The organism is Pseudanabaena sp. UWO311, assembly GCF_006937785.1.
Taxonomy (GTDB): domain Bacteria; phylum Cyanobacteriota; class Cyanobacteriia; order Pseudanabaenales; family Pseudanabaenaceae; genus Pseudanabaena.
In genome coordinates this window covers 43770-65666 of the sequence record NZ_SJEE01000005.1, presented here as the reverse complement: position 1 = coordinate 65666, position 21897 = coordinate 43770, and the positions used below count along the sequence as shown (strand labels likewise).

24 protein-coding genes and 1 tRNA gene are annotated in these 21897 nt (G+C 42.8%); 16 read left to right on the top strand and 9 right to left on the bottom strand.

What is annotated here, in order from left to right; all coding sequences use genetic code 11:
- Nucleotides 1-201 precede the first annotated feature (201 nt).
- Nucleotides 202-1653, bottom strand: a complete 1452-nt coding sequence (locus tag PseudUWO311_RS06135) for an ammonium transporter (protein WP_142654325.1) — start codon at nucleotides 1651-1653, stop codon at nucleotides 202-204.
- 712 nt (nucleotides 1654-2365) lie between these two features.
- Here PseudUWO311_RS06135 and PseudUWO311_RS06130 point away from each other — a divergent pair.
- Nucleotides 2366-3142 (top strand): MBL fold metallo-hydrolase, encoded by a 777-nt coding sequence (locus PseudUWO311_RS06130; protein ID WP_142654324.1) that lies wholly within the window; start codon nucleotides 2366-2368, stop codon nucleotides 3140-3142.
- A 75-nt stretch (nucleotides 3143-3217) separates the two neighbouring features.
- Here the strand turns inward: PseudUWO311_RS06130 and ftsH are convergent, their stop codons facing one another.
- Complete coding sequence (gene ftsH / locus PseudUWO311_RS06125; RefSeq protein WP_142654323.1) at nucleotides 3218-5107, bottom strand: ATP-dependent zinc metalloprotease FtsH; 1890 nt, start codon at nucleotides 5105-5107, stop codon at nucleotides 3218-3220.
- Between the two features lie 313 nt (nucleotides 5108-5420).
- Between ftsH and PseudUWO311_RS06120 the strand changes: the two genes are divergently transcribed.
- From PseudUWO311_RS06120 to psbM, 3 genes are all read left to right on the top strand, one after another.
- Complete coding sequence (locus tag PseudUWO311_RS06120) at nucleotides 5421-5819, top strand: hypothetical protein (protein WP_142654322.1); 399 nt, start codon at nucleotides 5421-5423, stop codon at nucleotides 5817-5819.
- 174 nt (nucleotides 5820-5993) lie between these two features.
- On the top strand, nucleotides 5994-6887 hold the full coding sequence (locus PseudUWO311_RS06115; protein WP_142654321.1) for a S1 RNA-binding domain-containing protein: 894 nt from the start codon (nucleotides 5994-5996) through the stop codon (nucleotides 6885-6887).
- A gap of 136 nt (nucleotides 6888-7023) precedes the next feature.
- On the top strand, nucleotides 7024-7143 hold the full coding sequence (psbM, locus tag PseudUWO311_RS06110) for a photosystem II reaction center protein PsbM (protein ID WP_009625880.1): 120 nt from the start codon (nucleotides 7024-7026) through the stop codon (nucleotides 7141-7143).
- A gap of 88 nt (nucleotides 7144-7231) precedes the next feature.
- On the opposite strand, the gene PseudUWO311_RS06105 is transcribed toward psbM, so the two are convergent.
- Together PseudUWO311_RS06105 and chlP are read right to left on the bottom strand one after the other, a co-directional pair.
- A complete protein-coding gene (locus PseudUWO311_RS06105) occupies nucleotides 7232-7858 on the bottom strand; it encodes a hypothetical protein (RefSeq protein WP_142654444.1) in 627 nt (208 codons plus the stop codon).
- 56 nt (nucleotides 7859-7914) lie between these two features.
- Complete coding sequence (chlP, locus tag PseudUWO311_RS06100) at nucleotides 7915-9135, bottom strand: geranylgeranyl reductase (RefSeq protein WP_142654320.1); 1221 nt, start codon at nucleotides 9133-9135, stop codon at nucleotides 7915-7917.
- 452 nt (nucleotides 9136-9587) lie between these two features.
- Between chlP and PseudUWO311_RS06095 the strand changes: the two genes are divergently transcribed.
- On the top strand, nucleotides 9588-11255 hold the full coding sequence (locus PseudUWO311_RS06095; protein WP_142654319.1) for an alpha/beta hydrolase: 1668 nt from the start codon (nucleotides 9588-9590) through the stop codon (nucleotides 11253-11255).
- Nucleotides 11256-11543: 288 nt separating this feature from the next.
- Entirely contained in the window at nucleotides 11544-12623 is a 1080-nt protein-coding gene (acsF, locus tag PseudUWO311_RS06090; RefSeq protein ID WP_142654318.1) for a magnesium-protoporphyrin IX monomethyl ester (oxidative) cyclase, read from the top strand.
- Between the two features lie 115 nt (nucleotides 12624-12738).
- Here the strand turns inward: acsF and PseudUWO311_RS06085 are convergent.
- Nucleotides 12739-12810 (bottom strand) — tRNA-Lys (locus tag PseudUWO311_RS06085).
- Between the two features lie 146 nt (nucleotides 12811-12956).
- Here PseudUWO311_RS06085 and PseudUWO311_RS06080 point away from each other — a divergent pair.
- Both PseudUWO311_RS06080 and rph read left to right on the top strand, forming a co-directional pair.
- Nucleotides 12957-14417, top strand: coding sequence for a protein kinase domain-containing protein (locus PseudUWO311_RS06080; RefSeq protein ID WP_142654317.1), 1461 nt, complete (start codon nucleotides 12957-12959; stop codon nucleotides 14415-14417).
- Between the two features lie 235 nt (nucleotides 14418-14652).
- The gene (gene rph, locus PseudUWO311_RS06075) at nucleotides 14653-15369 is read left to right on the top strand and encodes a ribonuclease PH (protein ID WP_142654316.1); all 717 of its coding nucleotides are present in this window, start codon (nucleotides 14653-14655) and stop codon (nucleotides 15367-15369) included.
- Between the two features lie 27 nt (nucleotides 15370-15396).
- Here the strand turns inward: rph and PseudUWO311_RS06070 are convergent, their stop codons facing one another.
- Entirely contained in the window at nucleotides 15397-15810 is a 414-nt protein-coding gene (locus tag PseudUWO311_RS06070) for a c-type cytochrome (protein WP_142654315.1), read from the bottom strand.
- 375 nt (nucleotides 15811-16185) lie between these two features.
- Here PseudUWO311_RS06070 and hemE point away from each other — a divergent pair, with 375 nt between their 5' ends.
- Nucleotides 16186-17223 (top strand): uroporphyrinogen decarboxylase, encoded by a 1038-nt coding sequence (hemE, locus tag PseudUWO311_RS06065; RefSeq protein WP_142654314.1) that lies wholly within the window; start codon nucleotides 16186-16188, stop codon nucleotides 17221-17223.
- Between the two features lie 64 nt (nucleotides 17224-17287).
- Here hemE and PseudUWO311_RS06060 read toward each other — a convergent pair whose 3' ends face one another.
- The 3 genes from PseudUWO311_RS06060 to hslO form a co-directional block, all read right to left on the bottom strand.
- Nucleotides 17288-17599: a hypothetical protein gene (locus PseudUWO311_RS06060; protein WP_142654313.1), complete on the bottom strand. Its 312-nt coding sequence runs from the start codon at nucleotides 17597-17599 to the stop codon at nucleotides 17288-17290.
- A 41-nt stretch (nucleotides 17600-17640) separates the two neighbouring features.
- Nucleotides 17641-18516, bottom strand: a complete 876-nt coding sequence (locus PseudUWO311_RS06055; RefSeq protein WP_142654312.1) for an S-methyl-5'-thioadenosine phosphorylase — start codon at nucleotides 18514-18516, stop codon at nucleotides 17641-17643.
- Between the two features lie 127 nt (nucleotides 18517-18643).
- On the bottom strand, nucleotides 18644-19582 hold the full coding sequence (gene hslO, locus PseudUWO311_RS06050) for an Hsp33 family molecular chaperone HslO (protein ID WP_142654311.1): 939 nt from the start codon (nucleotides 19580-19582) through the stop codon (nucleotides 18644-18646).
- 392 nt (nucleotides 19583-19974) lie between these two features.
- On the opposite strand from hslO, the gene PseudUWO311_RS23930 reads away from it, so the two are divergent.
- From PseudUWO311_RS23930 to PseudUWO311_RS06020, 7 genes are all read left to right on the top strand, one after another.
- A complete protein-coding gene (locus tag PseudUWO311_RS23930) occupies nucleotides 19975-20115 on the top strand; it encodes a hypothetical protein (RefSeq protein ID WP_190303413.1) in 141 nt (46 codons plus the stop codon).
- Between the two features lie 3 nt (nucleotides 20116-20118).
- Nucleotides 20119-20283: a XisH family protein gene (locus tag PseudUWO311_RS06045; protein ID WP_223807463.1), complete on the top strand. Its 165-nt coding sequence runs from the start codon at nucleotides 20119-20121 to the stop codon at nucleotides 20281-20283.
- A 25-nt stretch (nucleotides 20284-20308) separates the two neighbouring features.
- Nucleotides 20309-20644: a XisI protein gene (locus tag PseudUWO311_RS06040; RefSeq protein WP_142654443.1), complete on the top strand. Its 336-nt coding sequence runs from the start codon at nucleotides 20309-20311 to the stop codon at nucleotides 20642-20644.
- A 35-nt stretch (nucleotides 20645-20679) separates the two neighbouring features.
- Nucleotides 20680-20910, top strand: a complete 231-nt coding sequence (locus PseudUWO311_RS06035; RefSeq protein ID WP_142654310.1) for a DUF433 domain-containing protein — start codon at nucleotides 20680-20682, stop codon at nucleotides 20908-20910.
- Nucleotides 20911-20969: 59 nt separating this feature from the next.
- Nucleotides 20970-21191, top strand: a complete 222-nt coding sequence (locus PseudUWO311_RS06030) for an addiction module protein (RefSeq protein WP_142654309.1) — start codon at nucleotides 20970-20972, stop codon at nucleotides 21189-21191.
- A gap of 160 nt (nucleotides 21192-21351) precedes the next feature.
- Complete coding sequence (locus PseudUWO311_RS06025) at nucleotides 21352-21582, top strand: hypothetical protein (RefSeq protein WP_142654308.1); 231 nt, start codon at nucleotides 21352-21354, stop codon at nucleotides 21580-21582.
- Nucleotides 21579-21863 carry a type II toxin-antitoxin system YafQ family toxin gene (locus PseudUWO311_RS06020; RefSeq protein ID WP_126389052.1) on the top strand — a complete coding sequence of 95 codons (285 nt, stop codon included), beginning with the start codon at nucleotides 21579-21581 and terminating at the stop codon, nucleotides 21861-21863. The genes PseudUWO311_RS06025 and PseudUWO311_RS06020 overlap by 4 nt, the downstream gene beginning before the upstream one ends.
- Nucleotides 21864-21897 lie beyond the last annotated feature (34 nt).

Below are 21897 nucleotides of genomic sequence, written 5' to 3'. Positions count from 1 at the left end.
TTTTGAGAATCCAAAAAACTTACTAGGTTAAATTTTTAATTCTTGAAAAAGAATAGTCACATTTTCGAGAATTGTTATAAAACGGAGTTTTAGGAATTTAGGCTTAGCCGCGCAAGCTAACCGAATAATACTAGCAAAATCAACTCAGAAAAACACTAAAACCAGAAATTGACGGCGGCGCGAAGCGCCGCCGTCAATTTTTTAATCTTCGTCATCATCAAATTGCAGATCGTCGATGGGATAGACATCTGGCCAAGCCGATGCACCATGCTCATAAACATCAATACCAATGCGATCAGCTTCAGGATTGACTCGTAACAGTCCAACAGCATTGAGTGCGCCAAACATTAAAAATGAGAATATAACAACAAATATGATAATCGCTACTTCACCACCGAGTTGTACTCCGAGCAAATCAAAACCACCACCTAGGAATAGACCAGCTTTTTTATTCATCGTTAATGCTGGGTGTCCAAATAAACCGACACAGATTACCCCCATCATGCCGCACGTTCCATGCACTGCAAATGCACCAACAGGATCGTCAATTTCAAACCATTCAATAATATCTACAGCAACAAGTACAAGGATACCCGCCACCGCTCCTATTAAAGCCGCTGCCCAAGGCATCACATAAGCACAACCTGCTGTAATCGCAACTAATCCTGCTAGCGAGCCATTCAGCCCACAGAATAAGTGCCACTGACGAAAGCGAAAGTAAATATAGAGAAATGCAGTCATTGCGCCAGTCGAAGCAGCTAGAGTTGTATTGACGACAATCAATCCAGCTAGTCCGGGATTGCTCAGCGTCAGTGTTGAACCAGCATTAAAGCCATACCAACCAAACCATAAAATCATTGTGCCAATCGTGGCATAGCCGAGGTTATGAGCTGGTGGGATTTGTCCCCATACGCGATCGGGGCGAGGACCGAGAATATATGCGCCGACCAAAGCTGTCCATCCGCCGACTGAGTGGACGACAGCACTCCCCGCAAAATCATGAAAGCTGAGCTTATTTAGCCAACCACCATTGTTCCATACCCAATGAACGACGATAGGATACATGACTGCTCCCATAATAAAGGCATAGATTAAATCGCCTTTAAAATCGGTACGCTCAGCCATCGATCCTGTGGTGATCGTACTAGCTGTGGCGGAAAAGGCAAACTGAAAGAAGAAAAGGGTGAAGGTACTGACTGATGCAGTGGAGCCTCCTGAACCCAAAGCATATTCAATTGCCCCATTATTGAGAGTAAAAGCGTTATTTAAAAAGAACCCGTCAGTTCCAAAAAAACCATTGTTAGTTGTGCCATAGGCGATCGCAAAGCCCGTAGCCCACCATGCTAAAAGGGTAATTGCCGCATCAACAAAGTTTTCGGCAAGTGTATTTACTACCCCTGTCTGTCTGACTAGCCCTGCCTCCAGCATGGCAAATCCACACTGCATAAAGAATACTAAAAACCCTGTGATTAGTACCCAACTCGTATCAACTGATAGCTTTAGTTCGTTGGTGCTTTTAGTTAGAGACTCCAATGTGCCTGTCTCGATCGCATGGGCGATCATCGGCGTAAATCCAGCAAATATCGCTGCCCCAATTGCGATCGCCAAAAAACGCGCCAAATAATTCTTTCTTTTTGTTGTGACTTTTGCCATGATTAGATCCACACACCGCTATTTGGATTGTTGAGCATTTTAAAGTTTGTCCTGAAGATTTTAGATTGGCAGCTAAGTACCTCGGCATAATGAATAACCAATAGCCAAAATCTGTATCACCTGCACAGCGGGCGGTAAGGATTTTGGGGTTTTATATTTAATTGTGCCTAGCTACTTACAACATCAACGAGATTAATCATTGCAGGATGATGATTTGCTCGGTTGATGCTTTTTATAAGGTTTTATTCCCCTAAAATCTTTTAACTAGTCGCTTATACCCTTAATAAAATTGTTAGGGATTACTAGAAAAATAACAGCAAAGTTAATTTTGCAAATAGACGTATGTTTAGCCCTGCTTTCTTATACGTTTAAAGGATGATCTGTGAAAGTGTCGATAAGTACAAGTCAAACTTGTGGGATTAAAACAACATTCTGAAGCTCCGTCGATATGTGTGATCGATATCACAGTAAGAATGTTTAACGATCGCAGTTTTGTTGTGAGCTGAGTCACTACTAAAAACCGAAAAAAGAATCATACTCTATTCACTAGCGACGTATCTACATAATTTCTCCCCGCAAGAATGCCTCCTGCGGGTTTTTTATGTCAAAAGATAGAAACTGCGCTTTGCTAAGTCTCTATCTTTTGGATCGTAAACAATTCGTTACAATATTGTGTAGAAACTTAATCTAATGCAAAAACAACGCAAAAAATATGTACCTAACATGGCTAGACAGTAACTCTTGGCTAATCGAGATTGCAGGCAAACGCATTTTGCTTGATCCTTGGCTGGTTGATGCGCTGATGTTTGGTAATGCTGCGTGGTTTTTCAAATCTGAGCGAAATACCCCAAGAGAAACCCCCCCAAATATTGATTTGATTTTATTGTCACAGGGCTTACCTGATCACGCTCATCCCGCAACACTTAAGCAACTTGATCACCAAATTCCTGTAGTGGGTTCACCCAGTGCCGCAAAGCTGGTTAAACAAATGGACTATCAACAAGTTACATCTCTTGCCCATGGTGAAGTATTCAGCATTCCCAATCTCCTAGAAATTAGAGCTGTGATGGGTTCGCCCACGGGACCAAATACTTTTGAGAATGGGTATATTTTGAAAGATCTCCTGGAAGGAACTTCTATTTATTACGAACCTCACGGCTATCATGCTGCCGCAATTCAGGAATTTGCGCCTGTTGATGTAGTTATTACACCCACGATTGATTTGAAGTTGCCACTGGTTGGTACTGTAATCAAGGGGCAGCAAGGCGCTGTGCAGGTAGCAAAGTGGCTCAAGCCTCAAGTGATGTTGCCAACTGCCGCAGGTGGTGATTTGACCTATAGCGGTTTCTTGCTAAACATCCTCAAGGCAGAAGGAACGATGGATTCTTTGCGATCGCTATTTACAGAAAATAATATTTCCACACAGGTGATCGAGCCTAAACCTTGGGAACGCTTTGAAGTCAAGCTCCAGAAATTAGCCGTCACATAAAAAAGGGAGCGCTAAGCGCTCCCTTTAAATCTCTTTAAAAAAGAATGAGCGCCCAGCGCTCATTCTTTTTTTGTTTTAGAACTTGACTGAAGCAGTCTTCTTTTCAGGTATTTTCGTGTATTCTGCAACTATTTTGCGAAACTCTTCGCCGTCTAAAGTCTCTACATCCAGCAAAATATCAACTAGGCGATCGCACAAGTCACGATTTTCTTCGATTAAGCGCTTGGCTGTATCGTAACAAGACTGCGCAATCTGACGAATTTGTCGATCAATGCGATCGCCTAGTTTGACCGAATAATCATTTTGAGGCATCATATTACGTCCTAAAAAGACTTCGCCACTTTCACTTTCGAGAGCGCCTAATCCTAAATCTGACATCCCAAACTGAGTAACCATCAATCGCGTTAACCTTGCAACTTGCTGGAAATCGCCCGATGCCCCTGTGGTAATTTCGGCATCGCCAAAGACTACTTCTTCAGCAGCTCTACCACCGAGCATCATCGTAATTGTGTCTAAAATCTGTGATCGCGATTCTAAACCATATTCTTCATCGGGGACACCTTTAGCAAATCCACCGATACCACCAGAGCGTGGCACAATGGTTATTTTGTCGAGCAAAGATGCATTCTTAAGTAAAGTCATAACTAAGGCATGACCAACTTCGTGATAGGCAACCAGACGTTTTTTGGAGCTATCAAGCATTGGCTTCATGGTTAAACCAATGGTAATGCGATCAATTGCATCGGCAATTTCTAGTTCACCAATCGCCTCTTTGTAACGACGAGCTGCCAATATGGCGGCTTCGTTTAACAAGTTTGCCAAATCAGCACCAGCAAATCCGGGTGTTAAACGGGCAACAGATTCTAGTGAGACATTTTCTTCAAGTTTTTTATTGCGGGCATGAACTTTGAGGATTTCTTGACGACCTTTATAGTCGGGATAGTCAACTGTAATTTGGCGATCAAAACGACCTGGTCTTAGCAAAGCGCTATCCAACACATCAGGACGATTAGTTGCAGCAACCACAATCACTCCCGAATTACCTTGAAATCCGTCCATTTCCGTGAGCATCTGGTTGAGGGTTTGCTCACGCTCATCATTGCCGCCGCCGATGCCCGATCCACGTTGCCGACCGACTGCATCAATTTCATCAATGAAAATAATACAAGGAGCATTATCTTTGGCTTTTTGGAATAAATCACGGACGCGGGAAGCACCCACACCCACAAACATTTCTACAAATTCTGAGCCAGACAGCGAGAAGAATGGAACTCCCGCCTCCCCTGCGATCGCCTTAGCTAATAAAGTCTTACCTGTCCCTGGAGGCCCAATCAGCAAAACGCCTTTAGGTATTTTTGCGCCCACTGCGGTAAAGCGATCGGGTTGTTTAAGAAATGTGACGACTTCCTGTAATTCTTCCTTTGCCGTATCAATCCCAGCCACATCTTCAAACATGATTCCTGTTTTTGCTTCGGGCGAGAATCTTGCTTTAGTCTTGCCAAAGCTGAGGGTCTGTCCAGGTCCTCCAGGAGCATTGCTGAGGCGGCGTAACACCATTAGCAATATAAAAATCAGTAGCATGGGCACAAAAAATGTACTCACCAATTGCCAAATTAAGGTTGGCTGCTGAGGAGCTTTCACCGCTGTATCGACACCATTTTCGCGTAAGGTCTTCATTAACTCGGTATTGCCATCACGGGCAATTAAGTCAACCCTGACCTTTCGCCCATCTTTTAAAACCGCTTCCGCCGCTAGACCATTGCTTTCTAAATCGATTTTTTGAACTCGATTTTCTTTCACATTTGCAAGCAGTTCGGTGTAGCTGATGGTCACAACGCTTTCCGTATCTGTTTGTGCGGATACTGGTAAGGTGGTCGCTACACTTTGCAATATGGCTAAACTTACGACCGTTGTTTTGACTCGTCGCCAAAAGTTTGCCAAAAAGATTTTTTTTCCAGAAGACATCACTGCCTGTCGCTCCTTATTGCCCCGTCGATGCGGTAATCGGTTGACTTAACTATGTAACTAGTCTAATGCATTAGCTCAATACCTGTTATACGGATATATCAATGCAAGAGATAGCTTTGACAAATCAAAACCCAAATAAATAAAGGTGGCGCAAAGCGCCACCTTTATTTATTTGGGTTTTATGACCTAAGTAAAAACAGCATTGCACTAAAACCCAGAAGAATAGTTGCGCCGCAACTATTCTTCTGGGTTTTAGTGCAAGATTAACTGGCAACTGCTAGATGAAAACTTTATTCAGAAAAGAAAAACAATGAATTGGATTGCTGACAAGATTAAGTGGATTATGCTTGTGTCTGGGTTGCTGACCTGTACATTGTTTTATGCAGCGATCGCACCGCAAGCTGCGCTGAATTCTTTCTTTGGTGCTGCTCTTGAAGGTCAGCTTTCTGAAATCATTGTCCGTAACTGGGGTGCTCTAATAACTCTTGTGGGAGCGATGCAAATATATGGGGCATTTAACGACTTAAACCGTTCGTTAATTGTGGTTATTTCAATTATTAGTAAGCTGACTTTCGTTAGTTTAGTACTGATTTACGGTAGACAATATCTTGGTCAAGCAGGAACTGCGGTGATAATTGATTTGGTAATAGTCATACTGTTTGTGATTTATATAATTAGCGATCGCCAAAAAATCATCAATAAAATATAGTAACCAATAAAATCAAAAGATTAGAGCCGCGCGAAGCGCGGCTCTAATCTTTTGGTTTTATTGTTAAGAAGCGTAGCAATTTTAGAGAAAGATAGATTTACTTCATATTCTTTATAGCGCTATGAGACAATTACAATAAAATACACGCAAGCAACGCTACGCATATTCATATCCATGAACGCCACAACAAATATTCAGCCATTTTCTGCCGACGATTTTGCCAACGCCCTCGCCGAACATAACTACGAATTTGCCGTTGGGCAAACGGTGAGGGGAAAGGTTGTGTCAGTTGAAAGTAGTGGCATTTATGTCGATATTGGCGCAAAGTCTTTAGGTTTTCTCCCCATCGAAGAAGCAACTCTTAGTGGTGCTTCGCGCTCTAATAGTGATGCGTTCCCGATCGGAAATGAGTACGAATTTCTGATCATTAGTAGTCAAAATGCTGATGGTGAGGTAAAGCTATCGGTTCGCCGTTTGTTATTCAAGCAAGCTTGGCAGACCCTACGTGATTACCAAGCAGAGTCAAAAGTCTTTGAATGTCGGGTAATTGGCACAAATAGCGGCGGTGTAATCGTAGACTCTGTTGGTCTAAGGGGATTTGTACCGCGATCTCATCTTTCTGACACTTCAGATCTCGCGAAACTGATTGGTAAAATTCTGCCTGTGATGGTTTTAGATGCTGATGAGACTCGCAAAAAGCTGGTGCTATCTAACCGTCAAGCCGCCAAACTTGCGGCGATGAACCAAATTGCTAAGGGACAACTCGTGACTGGTAAAGTAACTAACATTCGTCCTTTTGGTGCATTTGTTGAGTTCTCTGGAGTTTCAGGACTGTTACATGTCAAGGAAATGAGCCAAAAGCCTGTCAGCGATCCTACTCGCATATTTCAAATCAATGACATGATCAAGGCTGTAGTTGTGGATATCGATGAATCACGCGATCGCATTGCTCTGTCTACCAAGATCCTTGAGCTTCATGCTGGTGAAATGCTTGATAACTCAGCGCAAGTATTTGCTGAAGCCGAAGAGCGTCTCGAAAAAAATATCAGCAAGCTCTGGGAAGCCTAATCTCTCAAAAAGAAGGTGACGCTCTGCGTCACCTTCTTTTTGGGTTTTTTAAATTTTTCGTAAGACTAATCAATTTTGAACTTAGAATATTAGCAGTCATCAAAATATTTAAAAATCAGCAATCAAAGTCAAATTTATGGAAACTAATTTTCTTGGTCTTCTAGCTACTGTCCTAGCCGTATTTGTACCTACCGTCTTCTTGTTGACACTGTATATCCAAACATCTAGCCGTGAAGAAGGTCAAAGCAGCAAATAATTATACAAAGCACGGCTAAATAGCTGTGCTTTGTTAAGCCACAAAAAACTCATAGAGATGCTTTGCGTCTTTATGAGTTTTTTGTGCTTCATGCAGCCATTTCTTGGTACATAGAGAGCTGAATCTCGCTTTGCTGAAAAAGATAGTTAACCATAGCAAACAAACTTTTTAACTCAAAAATAGTCGATGGGGCAGGATGATGAGTAAACCTGTTGCCTTCTAACTTGCCAAACTCCCAATTTATGCCATTAGAGACAATCCCAAATATGGCGATCGCAGATTCCTCATTTAAACGCTGTGCTGCCACCATCTCGGCTAAACACTGCCCCCATCCCCAGTCGAAATTGTCCTGTTTTGCCTCTACGATTAGCAAATAGGGCTTGTCAAAGACAATTTTACCAAGAGGCGATCGTCTCGCCAGAACGTACTCAGGATAACCTGATAGCACATCGTCGCAGGTTAGCATCTGATGACTCCAGAGTGTGAACTTGCTGCTATAGGCTTTCCAAACTTCTTTGAGGATTGGATAAATTAAGTTTTCACAAATTGCAAATTCGGAATTATTAAATACTCCTTCACGCATCACATATTCTAGGTCTTGCTGAAAGTATTCAGACACAGGAAATACTGCTTGGGAGACAAAGTTTGCTTCGTTATAGATCACCTGCAATTCTTTGACAGTTGCTCCCAGACTTTTGAAGTTGCTAAATGGCATATGGGTAATATCTAATAACGAGACAAAAAAGGAGCGCATTACGCGCTCCTTTTTGATTAAGGTGCTAGAGCATTGCCTCTCAGCAAACTACCGATTGTCTTGGCAGTAATCTTCAGTTGTGTGAAAGGATTGGCTGGCACAACGGTTTTGTAGAGGTAGCTATCAAAGGTGAGTTTTTGTACATCCTTATCAGCACACATCTCCACAAAGGCTTCGCGGGTGGCGTTGGTGGCGTAAAACACGTTCTGGAGAATGTCGAGAACCTTGTAGGTTAAGCCATACTGTTTATCCCAACGCTTGAGGTAAACCTTAAGGTCAGATTCAGTAGGAATACGTTTGCCCCCTTCAGCAAACTCCACGATCGCTTCAGCACACATACGTCCAGACTTAGCTGCAAAGTAAATACCTTCGCCGCTAGACTTGGTGACGTAGCCTGCTGCATCACCAACTAGGGCAATCCGACCAACAACACGGCGAGGTCTTGGATGCTCAGGAATTGGGTGTGCTTCGACTTTAATTACTTCACCGCCTTCGATTCTGGGTAAAGCACGGGCGCGGATGCCTGCTTGGAGCTTCTTGATCAGGCGTTGGTTCTTGTGCATTGTGCCAGTACCAACCGCAACGTGATCGTATTTGGGGAATACCCATGCGTAGAAGTCGGGCGAAACATCATCACCGACATACATCTCGGCTAAATCTTTGTAATACTCCATCTTGTCTGGAGAAATGCGAATACGCTCTTGGAAGGCGATCGCATAGTTATAGTCGCCAGCATCCATTGCTTTAGCGACAACTGAGTTAGCACCATCAGCTCCAACAATCAGATCGACTTCAAGAGTACGCATAATCCCTTCGTTGCCACCTTCAGCAAAATCTGAATAGCTGAGAACGTAAGGCTTCTTGCCATTTTCGGTAATCTTAATATCAAGAATGCGCCCATTGATCAGCTTTGCACCAAGTTTGGCAGCGCGTTCGCGTAAAAATGCATCTAAAACTTCGCGGCGACACATACCGATATATTCATCGGGATTATCCAATTTGATGTCTACCTCCACATTGCTTGGAGAGATCATCTTCATATTGCGAACACGGCGATCGATGATTTCGTCAGGCAGATCAAATTCTTGAACCATACATAGAGGAATTGCTCCACCGCAGGGTTTGGCGTTGTCCAGTTTACGCTCAAATATGTAGGTCTCAATTCCTGCTTTGGCAAGTGTTTCAGCAGCACATGAACCCGCAGGCCCGCCGCCTACAACAGCAACTCGTAATGTCAAAATACGCTCCTAAAGCTTTATTTAATCGAGGTTTAACTACTTTGGATGTTAGCATTGCCACCAGAGCGATTGGGGCAAAATTGATGAATATTAACATTTGTATTGTTTTATGTATCGGAAAGGGGTAAGAGGATTACTGAGTATCCTTCTTAGCTACTTATGCCCAGACAAAAAATGCTAAGCCGTTTTTTGTTTTTAAGACCTTTACAGGGCTTGGTTTTTAGCTCGCAAACTTGTGACAACACTTCTGTGGATTGGTACTACATCATTTGTTGAAAACGAACCAATAGATTTGGGGAAAAGTGTTGATTTACAACACTTTTCCCCAAATCTATTGGTTTGGATTTGAGCGTAAAACACTGTGATTGAATAGCTAGATCATTACCTCTATTTTCAGGGTTTTGTGAATGTTGTGCTAGTTTCTAGGAGATATCTCACAGATAAACCTACATATGAAATATCTCACAGACAAGATCACAAATATTTCACGCCGATTGGCTCCTAGATCTGTGACTCTAATGATTTTGCTGAGTACGATCGCAGGAGGGGCGATCGCTAATTCTAGCGAAGCCGCCGAAACCGTCAATTTCCGATTTAATATTTTTGAAGTTTCTGTATCTGTTGATGACCTAGAGAATTTTTCGAAAACTGGCGAGTTACGTGGTGCGCTGGACATGGCATCGCGTTATATTTCTGCGCCAGACATGGCAAACTTTCGGCGTATCCTCACAGAGCGAGCCGATGTTCCTATCTCTCTATTGTCGAGATTCTTATACACATCACAAGGAGAAAGAGCGTTAGATATCTTAGGTGAGTTTATTAAAACTGGCCCAAATCTATCGGGTAATCGCGCTATCCGAGCGGCGGCAGTTTTGGCAACAGCCGACAAGCAGAACGGTTTATCTTTGCTCGGTTTCCTACGAAAATTCCCCACATCAGATATTTATTTCGATATTCAAGAAGGGCTGCAAACAGTTGGGGAATTAAGCGACTTGTTGCAAAACACCCAAAAAGTTGTGCAAATGGTCAATGCTGAAGCCACTAAGCAAGCAGGATCGGTAACGCCAGCACCTTCACCGATTCAGTTAGCTGATTTGCGGGATCAAGGTAAAAGTCAATGGGAGCGGTATAGTCTCAAAGCGCCAGCTCTAGATAATAGATATGAAATTCCCTTTTATTTATTTGTCCCTAAACTGACCAATAAGTCTGCACCCACACCTGCGATCGTCCTCTATCCTGGACTACTCTCTAATCGTGAACCATTTCTCTATCTTGCTGAACATCTCGCCTCCTATGGTTTTGCTGTGGTGCTGACTATTTCACCAAATAGTAGTGATGAGCAGTTAGATAAACTGATTATTGGCGTAGCTAGTGAGATTGCGCCGCCAGAAAGCTTTGTTGAACGTCCACAGGATATAACGGCGGTACTAAATTATCTAGAGAAATCTCCACAGGCAACTAATATCAATTGGCAAAACGTGGGCATGGTTGGACATTCTTTTGGTGGCTATGCGGCTCTCGCTTTAGTCAGTGATGCCCAAATCCAATTTGCTGATTTGGCGGAAGCTTGTCAAGGCAAATATAAGTGGAATGCTTCGCTGTTATTGCAATGCGTGGCACTAGGGTTGCCAAACCAAACCTACAAATTAGGAGATTCACGCATCAAAGCGGCGATCGCAGTTAACCCCGTGACTAGTCATGTTTTGGGTAAAGCTGCTTTGAGTAAAATCACTGTCCCGATCGCGATCGTTGGTAGTTCAGATGATACTTTTGCCCCTGTGGTTTCCGAGCAAATTGTGCCTTTTACATGGTTAACCTCGCCAAATCGATATTTAGTATTGCTAAACAAAGCTGGGCATACTGCGGTTACGGCAATCACATCAAGCGATCGCCTCAGTCCTGAAGTCAGTAATGTTTTGGCTGGTTCAAGTGCGATCGAGTCGCAGGACTATCTCAAGTTGTTGAGTGTTGCCTTTTTCAAAACCCATCTAGTTCAAGAAATTAGTTTTGCGGATTACCTCACACCTACATATTTTGCCAATATCTCCACACCGTCGGCTCAGGTGAGTTTATTGCGATCTCTCACCATCGAAACAATTGACGCAGCAATCAAAAATTAGCAAGCTTACAGCGCAAAGCGCTGTAAGTAGCTAGGCATAATTTACAAGCCCAAAGCCCGTAAAGTTGCGCCCCGCAGGGGCGCAACTTTACGGGCTTTGGGAATTTATTTTGCACAAACACAGATTTCCTTAATAGTTCTTAACAAGCAAACCTTATTTTCTAGATATAACTACCCATAAATTAGAGACTAGTCGTAAAATAGGCAGTCAGATAGGTATTTAAACTGCAATTTATCAACAAAATCCTTTAGCAGCCCCAAATTAAGTAAAAGAGAACAGCACAAGACTATGGTAGCTACTCCTTCTAAACCCGATGTAAGCCAGTCAAACCAACAAAAGGTTAATGGGACTGGCCGACGTGATAGTATCTTGACCCCACGCTTCTACACTACAGACTTTGAAGCAATGGCGAAGATGCAAATCTTCGATCTCACTCCAGATTACGAAGCGATCCTCGAAGAATTCAAATTTGACTACAATCGTCGTCACTTTGTCCGTACTGCTGATTTCAATCAGTCATGGGATCATATTGATCCAAAAGTGAGAGAGCATTTTCGTGTATTCCTAGAAGGATCTTGCACCTCAGAATTTTCTGGCTTTCTCCTTTACAAAGAAATTGCTGTCAAAATCAAAGACAAGAACCCACTCATGGCTGAAATCTTCAGCTTAATGAGTCGTGACGAAGCCCGTCATGCAGGTTTCTTAAACAAGGCTATGCCAGATTTCGATCTGCAACTAGATCTTTCGACATTATCCAAAACCAAGAAATATACCTACTTCGCACCGAAGTTTATTTTCTACGCCACCTATCTATCCGAAAAGATTGGATACTGGCGCTATATCAAGATTCACCAACATTTCCTTGCTCATCCTGAATATCGGATTTATCCAATCTTCAATTTCTTTGAAAATTGGTGTCAAGACGAGAGCCGTCATGGTGATTTCTGTAGTTTACTGCTTCGTAGCGACAAGAAAAATATTAACGGGCTTAGAGCTAAGCTCTGGAGCAAGTTCTTCTTGCTATCAGTATTTGCGACGATGTATCTCAATGATATCTGTGTTCGTAATGAGTTCTATGAATCCATCGGCATGGATACGAGAAAATATGTTGATGAAGTATTGCGTGAAACCAATCGCGATGCTGCGAAGGCTTTCCCTGTAATCATCAACATGGAAAATCCTAAGTTCTGGAATTGTCTCAAGAAATGCGAAGAGAACAATGCCAAACTAGTAAAGATCGACGAATCTAATTCTCCTGAATGGATGAAAAAGATTCAGAAGTTGCCTCATCTTGTAAATAATGGTGTCCAGTTCCTGACGATGTATTTGCAACCTTCTATTCCTGCTCCTAAGGGTGTGGTTCTCTAATCACAAAAAAGAAAAGCGAGTGCTTTGCACTCGCTTTTCTTTTTTTGTAATCTAATCTAATCAAATAAAATAAAATAGAGCAGTAGTGTTTCGCGCTACTGCTCTATTTTAATAATGGGTGACCTGGGATTCGAACCCAGGACCAGCGGATTAAGAGTCCGATGCGCTACCACTGCGCCAGTCACCCTAAATTTACTCGTCTGCTCAAAGAGCGATTTATATACTAGCAAATGTTTGCATAAATTCATAACAAAATTTGCAACAATAAAACTTTAGCTAGTGAGTCTTTGCGATAATAACTGTAGACTTTTAGCAATAACCCGCAGAGCAAATGTGATAAACACCATACTTAGAGGGCATTATAAAATTATTAGTCACCTTGGTGGTGGTGGCTTTGGGCAAACATATCTGGCTGAAGATATTGATTTGCCAACCCATCCGACCTGTGTGGTCAAGCAACTCAAGCCTGTCTCGAATGAACCTTTTATACTAGAAACCGCCAAGCGTCTCTTCGATCAAGAAGCCGAGATGCTCTACTCATTGGGTTCGCACGATCGCATTCCGCGTTTACTTGCCCACTTTCAGGAAGGCGAAGAATTTTATCTAGTCCAAGAATTTGCTGACGGCACAGATCTCACGCAGGAGATTGGTAATGGCAAGCGATCTCCCGAATTCGTCGTGATCGACTTGATCAAAGAAGTATTAGAAATACTCGTATATGTACACGAGCGCAACGTTGTCCATCGCGATATCAAGCCTGCCAATTTAATTCGTCGTAACAGCGATCGCAAAATTGTCTTGATCGATTTTGGTGCAGTCAAAGAAATTGGCAGCCTAGCAATTGACCCTCAAGGCAATACAAATCTGACGATTGCGATCGGTTCTCCTGGGTATATGCCAATCGAGCAGCTCAATGGCAAGCCGCGCTTTAGTAGTGACATTTATGCTGTAGGGATGATGGCGATCCAAGCAATCACTGGAGCAGAGCCACGCTTGTTTGATGAGCATCCTGATACTGCCGAATTAGTTTGGCGCTATCGCATTCAGGGCGCTTACTCATCACAATTTCTGGATATTCTTGACAAAATGGTACGCTACGACTTTCGCCAGCGTTATCAGACTGCCTCAGAAGTACTAGCAGCGATCGCCTCTTTGCCTAAAGTTACGGAACATGATTTACCAACAGTTGTTAGTAATAGCATCAATCTCACCAATAATGCAGAAACTCTCATTACGTCACCGCAAGTTGTAACGAAGTTTCCAGAGCCACAACAAAATTATCCGACTTCTTCTCAGCCCATTCCTTTTACAGCAGCAAATCGCCAGTCACCAAAGCTCTGGATTTGGATTACAGGTGGAGTAGCTTTGTTGCTGTTAATTGTTATGGCAATCCTTAGCAAGACCGCAAAGAATGCACCCGAAGTTCCCATTAGTCCTGTAGTGAGTAACTTGCCGACTCCAACTGCGATCGCTCCATTAGCATCTCCAAAAGTTACTCCTTCCCCGACCGCAGCCCCAACTCCCTTATCTGTTGAAGAACTACTTGCCCAAGCGCTGATTCTCAATCGCAATAATAAACCACAAGAAGCCTTAGTAAAAGTAGAAGAGGCGATAAAATTAGATCCAAACAGTGCCGACGCGTGGGGAGCGAAAGGATTATTACTAAGAAGTATGGGACGAGAGAAAGAAGCGATCGCCGCTTTTTCCAAGGCAATTGAACTCAATCCTAATGAACGTCCAATTTTGCCTATACAGCGCGAACTTCCCTCTAAAAAGGGCGACAAGAAAAAATAACAAAAAATGTAGTGCTAAGGATAGGCGGCGCGAAGCGCCGCCTATCCTTAGCACTACATTTTTAGGCGAAGCTTTGATCCGCTTATTATTTTTGGGTTTGAGCGCAAAGCGCTGTAATTCAATGCTTGGCTTCGCCATTCTCTTTTGTTTCTTATGACTGGCGACATCTAAAAACTCTAGAATCAACTGCTTGCTATATGATTGGATCGATTTTACAAACAGCCAGACTGTGATTATGAGCGATTTACCGATTATCCAACGTCCTGATGGGAGAGCTTGGGATCAACTGCGTCCTGTGCATTTGCAGAGAAATTTTACGAAAGCACCTGCGGGTTCAGTGTTGGCAAAATTTGGTGATACCCAATTGATCTGTACTGTTTCCATCGAGGAAGGTGTACCCAAATTTCTAGCTGGTAGTAATCAAGGTTGGCTAACGGCGGAATATCGGATGATGCCTGCGTCAACGATTCCGCGTCAACAGCGTGAATTGATGAAGCTATCGGGACGTACTCAAGAAATCCAAAGATTGATTGGTCGAAGTCTCAGAGCCGCGTTAGATATGACCGCGATCGCAAATTACACGTTTACCGTTGATATTGATGTGCTGCAAGCTGATGGTGGCACGCGCACGGGTGGAATTACAGGTGGGTTTGTTGCTTTAAAATTAGCTTGCGATCGCCTACTTTCTGAAGGCAAAATCACCAGATCTCCGATTAAGAAAGCAGTGACAGCGGTATCGGTTGGTTTGTTAGATGGTGTGCCAATCTTGGATCTAGATTACAAGGAAGATGTGGCAGTAAGTGTTGATCTCAATGTGGTCATGGATAGCACTGGCAAATTGATCGAGGTGCAAGGTACTGCTGAATCAGAAACATTTTCGCGATCGCAGCTTAATCAAATGCTAGATGTTGCTGAAAAGGGGATCGATGAATTACTAAAAATCCAACTATAAAAAAAGCGGTGCGAAGCACCGCTTTTTTTATAGTTGTTTGAGATAACTCAACAAATCTGCCATGTCTTGAGGGCTAGGTTGAAACTGTGGCATTGGAGGAGTTTCGCCGCTTACGACCTGTTGGACTAGACGTACATCCGACTTGCGATCGGATACATGATGTAGACTAGGACCCACTTTGCCATTAGCCCATTGCCCATGACAAGCCACACAGTTCATCACAAAAATCGAGCGTCCCTGCACAGGATCTCCCGATAGGTTTAAAACTGATTGAGTATATTGATCGATTGGTGGACGTAATATCAAGAAGACAATTGCGAGCACGACGATAACAAAAGTGACAGCGATCGCTAACACAGTTTGTAGAGACGAATTTGTCTCAGGCGATCGCAATGCTTGGTCTGAGGTAGTATCTGCAACTACATCAGTGTCCTTTGTCAAATTTGCCCCTTCGTTAATCACTGTTTTTAAACCTAGCCATTATTTAGCCAAAACTTTTACTTAGTAAGGTTTAATCAAGAGTCATTTTTTTTGCAGTGCGACGAAGCCGCGCTACCCAAAAACCGATTCTTGATTTTATAGCTTAAGTATTAATAACATATCTTAAAGAAAGTATAAGTAGTCAAATCGCAATCAGAAGTTAAATAAAGTCTAAATTTGGACATGAACCGATGGCTATCTCTAGGATTTGGCAATGACGAATAACCATCGGGGCGACAAGTGCCCCACTTGTCTTTATTGGTGTCTGGTACGTCACGTTCTATAATTCAAAGGCACAATCATAAAAAAGTTTAAAAACACAGGAAAGAGTTGATTATGGGAGGAAATGATCGCTTGCTAAGGGCAGCAAGAGGTGAAGTACTGGATCGTCCACCAGTATGGATGATGCGCCAAGCAGGAAGATACATGAAGGTGTATCGTGATTTGCGCGACAAATATCCAACGTTTAGAGAGCGATCGGAAATCCCTGAACTCGCCGCTGAAATTTCTTTGCAACCATTTCGCGCTTTTCAACCTGATGGCGTGATTATGTTCTCCGATATCCTCACTCCGCTTACAGGTATCGGCATTAACTTTGACATCATCGAAAGCCGTGGTCCAATTATCGAGTCGCCAATTCGGACTCAAGCTCAAGTAGATGCTCTCACCGAATTTGATCCCGACACCGCCGTTCCCTTTATTCGCAAGATTTTAAGTGCGATCAAAGAAGAAGTTAAAGATCAAGCGACTATTCTTGGTTTTGTGGGTGCACCTTGGACATTAGCCGCCTATTCAGTTGAAGGCAAAGGTTCTAAGGATTATTCTGTAATCAAAGCTTTGGCATATAAAGAACCTGCGATCATCCATAGCTTTTTGACTAAAATTGCCGAAATGGTCGGCACTTATGTGATCCACCAGATCGAGTGTGGTACTCAAGTTGTCCAAATGTTCGACTCTTGGGCAGGACATCTTTGCCCAACTGATTATAAAACTTTTGCACTGCCTTACCAAAAAATGGTTGTCGATAAGGTTAAGGCAAAGTATCCTGATACCCCATTGATCCTCTACATTAGCGGTAGTGCAGGTGTCCTAGACCTAATGTCTAAGTCTGGCGTGGATATTGTCAGTGTTGACTGGACAGTTGATATGGCTGACGCGCGCGATCGCATTGGTCGTCACATTCCTGTACAAGGTAACCTTGATCCTTGCGTTCTATTTGCTGAGCAAAGCTATATTCGAGAACGGATCATGGAAGTTATTGCCAAGGCTGGTAATAAGGGACATATCATGAACCTCGGACATGGCATTTTGCCCACCACTCCTGAAGATAATGCCCGTTTCTTCTTTGATACAGTCAAAGGACTTGGCTCCTAAAAAAGTATCTCTAACAAAAAAGCCTCGCTTTGCGAGGCTTTTTTGTTACTGGCTGTTGGCAACTCTAAAACTCATCCTTAAAGATATGTTGCAAAATCCTACGGTTTTCAACTTGTAAGCCTTTAACTTCAGACTGCATCTCTCTAACATCAGACTGCATCTGTCTAATGTCAGCTTGTGTACTTGCCATTGTTTCGCCTAGCTGCATCATGAACCTTGTCAGGTCAGAGATCGCCTCAGTATTAGCTTTTTGCTGTGTAGCCACTTGATCGACTGTGCGATCAATTCGTTCATACTGCCTTGCAAGGGTAAACATGATGTCTTTGACTGTATCTAAATCGTTGGCGACACCATCAAGAGTTAAGGGTTGTGTCATTTTGATTTGGCTCCTTAATATTTAGGTATTAGGTGGTGAGATTAAAGATACTTTTGCAGAATCACTTTTAAGCGATCGCGACTTGCGTCAGACACCTTACTCAAATCTGTCAAGATTGAAGTTTTCAAAGCATGATGGGCTTCAGATTTTGGAGGATTAGCTGCGATTTTTGCTACAGCATTTTGAATTACGGTTTGAGCATTGACTGCATTTTTATGTAAATTTTGGATGATCATTTCCACAGTTACACTCTCATGATCATCATGCCAGCAGTCATAATCAGTAACCAATGCGATCGTAGCATAGGAAATTTCTGCCTCGCGGGCAAGCTTTGCCTCTGTGACATTAGTCATGCCAATGACCTTAGCGCCCCAACTACGATGAAGTAGCGATTCTGCCTTAGTCGAGAAAGCTGGCCCCTCCATACAAAGATAAATACCGCCTTTATGGACTTTGTTTCGCCCCAAATCTACTGCTTCAGCCGATGAAGCTAATACTGCGAGAAGAGATTTGCAAATTGGTTCGGCGAAGGCAACATGGGCAACAACTCCTTCACCAAAGAATGTCGATATACGGCTAGTGGTGCGATCGATAAATTGATCGGGTAAGACAATATCTAAAGGCTTGGCATATTCTTGTAAGGAGCCAACTGCTGAGGCAGAAATGATATATTCCACGCCTAGACTTTTAAGGGCGTAGATATTGGCGCGATAGGGGACTTCTGTGGGGAGCAAATGGTGCGATCGCCCATGTCTAGCAAGGAATAGCACAGGGGTTCCAGACAATTTGCCATAGATAAATGCATCTGAAGTTTTGCCAAAGGGAGTATCAATATTAATTTCTTGAATATCAGTCAGGGCAGACATTTTGTAGAGTCCACTGCCGCCAATAATGCCAATTTGTGCGTTAACTGTCATAGTTTTTTAAGGATTATGGGAATTGATAAATTAATGTAGACCGTGGGGTGCGTTAGCGATAGCGTAACGCACCATCCAAAAGTTTATGGTGCGTTACGCTGCGCTAATGCACCCTACAAGAAGAGTGCTAGGCTTTTGCCTCAACCTGCAAATCTGCAAGTAAATTATTTAGCTGTTCAGTGGTGGCGTGATAAATCTCACCACAGAAATGGCAAGTTGCTTCCGCACCTTTGTCCTCGGCAATCATCGATCGCAAATCTTCTTCACCAAACATTTTCATTGCTGCTAACACGCGATCGATGGAGCAAGGACAACTAAATGTGACATCTTTACTCATGGGTAAAATATCGAGATGCATATCGGCAAATATCTCGGTCATCACCTCTGCGATCGCTTTGCCTTGGAGTAGCAACTCCATGAATTTTTGCATATCACTTTTTGCCTCTAGTTGGCTCAGTAACTCTTCTTGAGAGAGGTTGGCGGTCTTTGCAGCCCGAAGCGTGGCTTTAGGCATAATCTGCAATAAAATTCCCGCAGCAACCTTTACAGGAGCCTCGTCACGATCTTGATCAATTATTTCTGTAAGCATGAGCTTAGAATAAGTTTGCTCTGATGACGCTAAGTACCATGCAACATCGTTGGCGATATCACCTGCAATTAACTCGACGGTGCTACTGTAGGGTTCGCCATAGCCAACATCGCGCATAACCTTGAAAAAGCCTGTATGTCCAACTCCTTGGCTAACGTTTTGTTGACCATCATCAAGCGGAGGCAATTCAAATTTGGGGTTAGTGACAAAACCGCGTACTGTCCCATCAAATCCTGCATCGGCATAGACTAAGCCCAGCCCACCATCACCTGCCACTCTGACATTTACTCTGGCTTGAGATTGCTTCATATTTGAGGCGAGCAGTAAACTTGCCCCCATGACACGACCAAGTGCTGCTGTGGCGATCGCTGATAACTGATGGCGGCGATGAGCCTCATTGAGGGATTGGGTAATATTCACGCCAATGACACGGACTCGTCCGTCGGCGGTGAGGGCGCGAATTAAGCGATCGTTCATGAAATTTTTCTAACGGTTGAGTATTCAATAGAGCATTACAGGCATTACCTGATCTAGATCTCCATGTTATATCAAAGCTCAAAATGGCTATGCCATTTTGAGCTTTTAAAAATCTTACTGCGTTTGATTTTTAATTCCCGAAAGTGCGGCGATACTTTCGGGAATTAATATTAACTTGGGTTCAGCCGACGATAAATACTTCTCTTTTGACTTCGCATGAGAGAACTGGAGTGATTTCTTTCTATCTAATTCGCTTGAAGAGTTTCAGGAGATTCCGCTATCGAGAAATCAGTATATCTCTTTTACTTTCTACTTTTTCCTTGGTCATGCGATCGCCTATCTAAAAAATCTTGTAAGATATCAATAACTCAATATGCAGGAGGATTCAGAGAATGACTGCTTTAGAGAAAGTTCTAAATAAAATGCAGAAATTACCAACAGATCAGCAGCAACAATTACTCCGCTTTGTGGAATTTCTGGCATTTGAGTTGGGCGATCGCCAAGTTAACCAAGAATCTGAGAATTTAAAATAAATCATGTCTGCACGCGATATTTTTCATGATGCTGTCAAAATAGCTTTAGAAAGAGAGAATTGGCAGATAACTCACGATCCTCTGGCTCTGGAGTTTGGGTTAGGCTCTTTGTATGTGGATTTGGGGGCTGAGCGAATAATTGCTACAGAGCGTAAAAATGAAAAATGATGCCAGAGCAGCAGGAGATTATAAAATGGCAAAACTAGATGAGTATCGCCAAAAGATTCAAGATTTGCTGACGGAATTGGCAAGTTATGGTTCGGCAAATGGTGAGGTTGAGTCGCAGTTGATTTTTGATGCAGTACGAGATCATTATCAACTAGTCCATGTCGGTTGGCGCAATCATCATCGTATCTATGGTTGTGTCGTACATTTAGATATCAAGGATGGGAAGATTTGGGTGCAACATAATGGAACGGAATTTGATATTTCTCTTAGGCTTGCAGAGATGGGGATTCCTAAGCAGAATATTGTTAATGGTTTTCATTCAATTTATATGCGCCAGTTTACAGATTTTGCAGTTGGATAAAATATACTAGTCTTCTTTCGTAACCAGCAAAAACTATGAAACATTTAGCGCGAATTACATTGGATTCTCAAGTGATGGGTGGTAAGCCTTGTATTCGTGGAATGCGGGTGACTGTGGGTACATTGGTTGGACTATTGGCAGTTGGACATTCGGTTGAAGAAATTTTAAAGGCTTATCCTTATTTAGAGAAAGAGGATATTACGGCGGCGTTGTCCTATGCGGCTTGGCGGTCTGAGGAGGTTGAGGTCGCTTTGGTATCGGCATGAAGATTTTGAAAGTTGTAGGATATTATTGGGTAATGTCACCTTATTAAAAAAATAAATTTATGGATGGCGCTATTTTAATTCAACAAGCTTTGCAGCTTGACTTTACAGAAAGAATTCATTTGATTGATGTTTTGTGGCACAGCCTTGATTCGTCAGATCGTGAAGAAATCGATTTGGCTTGGTTGCGTGAGTCTCAAAGTCGCCTAACTGCTTATCAATCTGGTCAGATAGAGGCAATTGATGGACAAAAGGTTTTTGCTGAGATTGAGGCATTACTTTAAATCATGGATGTCAAGTTTTTATCTCCAGCTAGAGACGAATTGAAACTAGCGATCGCGTTTTATGAGAAAAGTTCTGTGGGATTGGGTTCTCGTTTCTTGAATGAGGTGAAAGCGTCTATTTCGCGAATTGTCAAAAATCCGCAAGCATGTAGGGTGAATTATGATTACGTTTGAAAGTGCGCTTGATGCGGTTAGTCAGTTGTCAATCGATCAGCAGGAAATGTTAATTGATATTCTCAGAAAACGTAATGCTGAGGTGAGAAGGCGGCAAATTCTAGAGGAATGTCGTGAGGGTTTGACTGAGTATCGCTCTGGAGATTTAAAGGCTCAGACTGCGGAGGAAGCGATCGCCGATCTGCGTAGTTATTTGGATAGTTCTGAGGATGCATGAGAAAGCTGATTTTGACTTCTAAATTTAAGAGGTCGCTGAAAAAGTTTGTGCAGCGTAATGTGGGTTTACAGAGACAGGTGGAGAGGACGATGTTACAAATGACGGAAGATGTGTTTGCGCCTAGTTTGATGTCGCATCGGCTAAAGGGTGAGTATGATGGTTTACGGGCTTGTTCTTGTGGATATGATTGTCGGATTATTTTCTCTATTGAGAAGAATGAACAAACGAATGAAGAAGAGATTGTTTTGTTAAATGTTGGTTCCCATGATGAAGTGTATTAAGTTCGCACAAGACAATAAGCAATCCATCACCGCT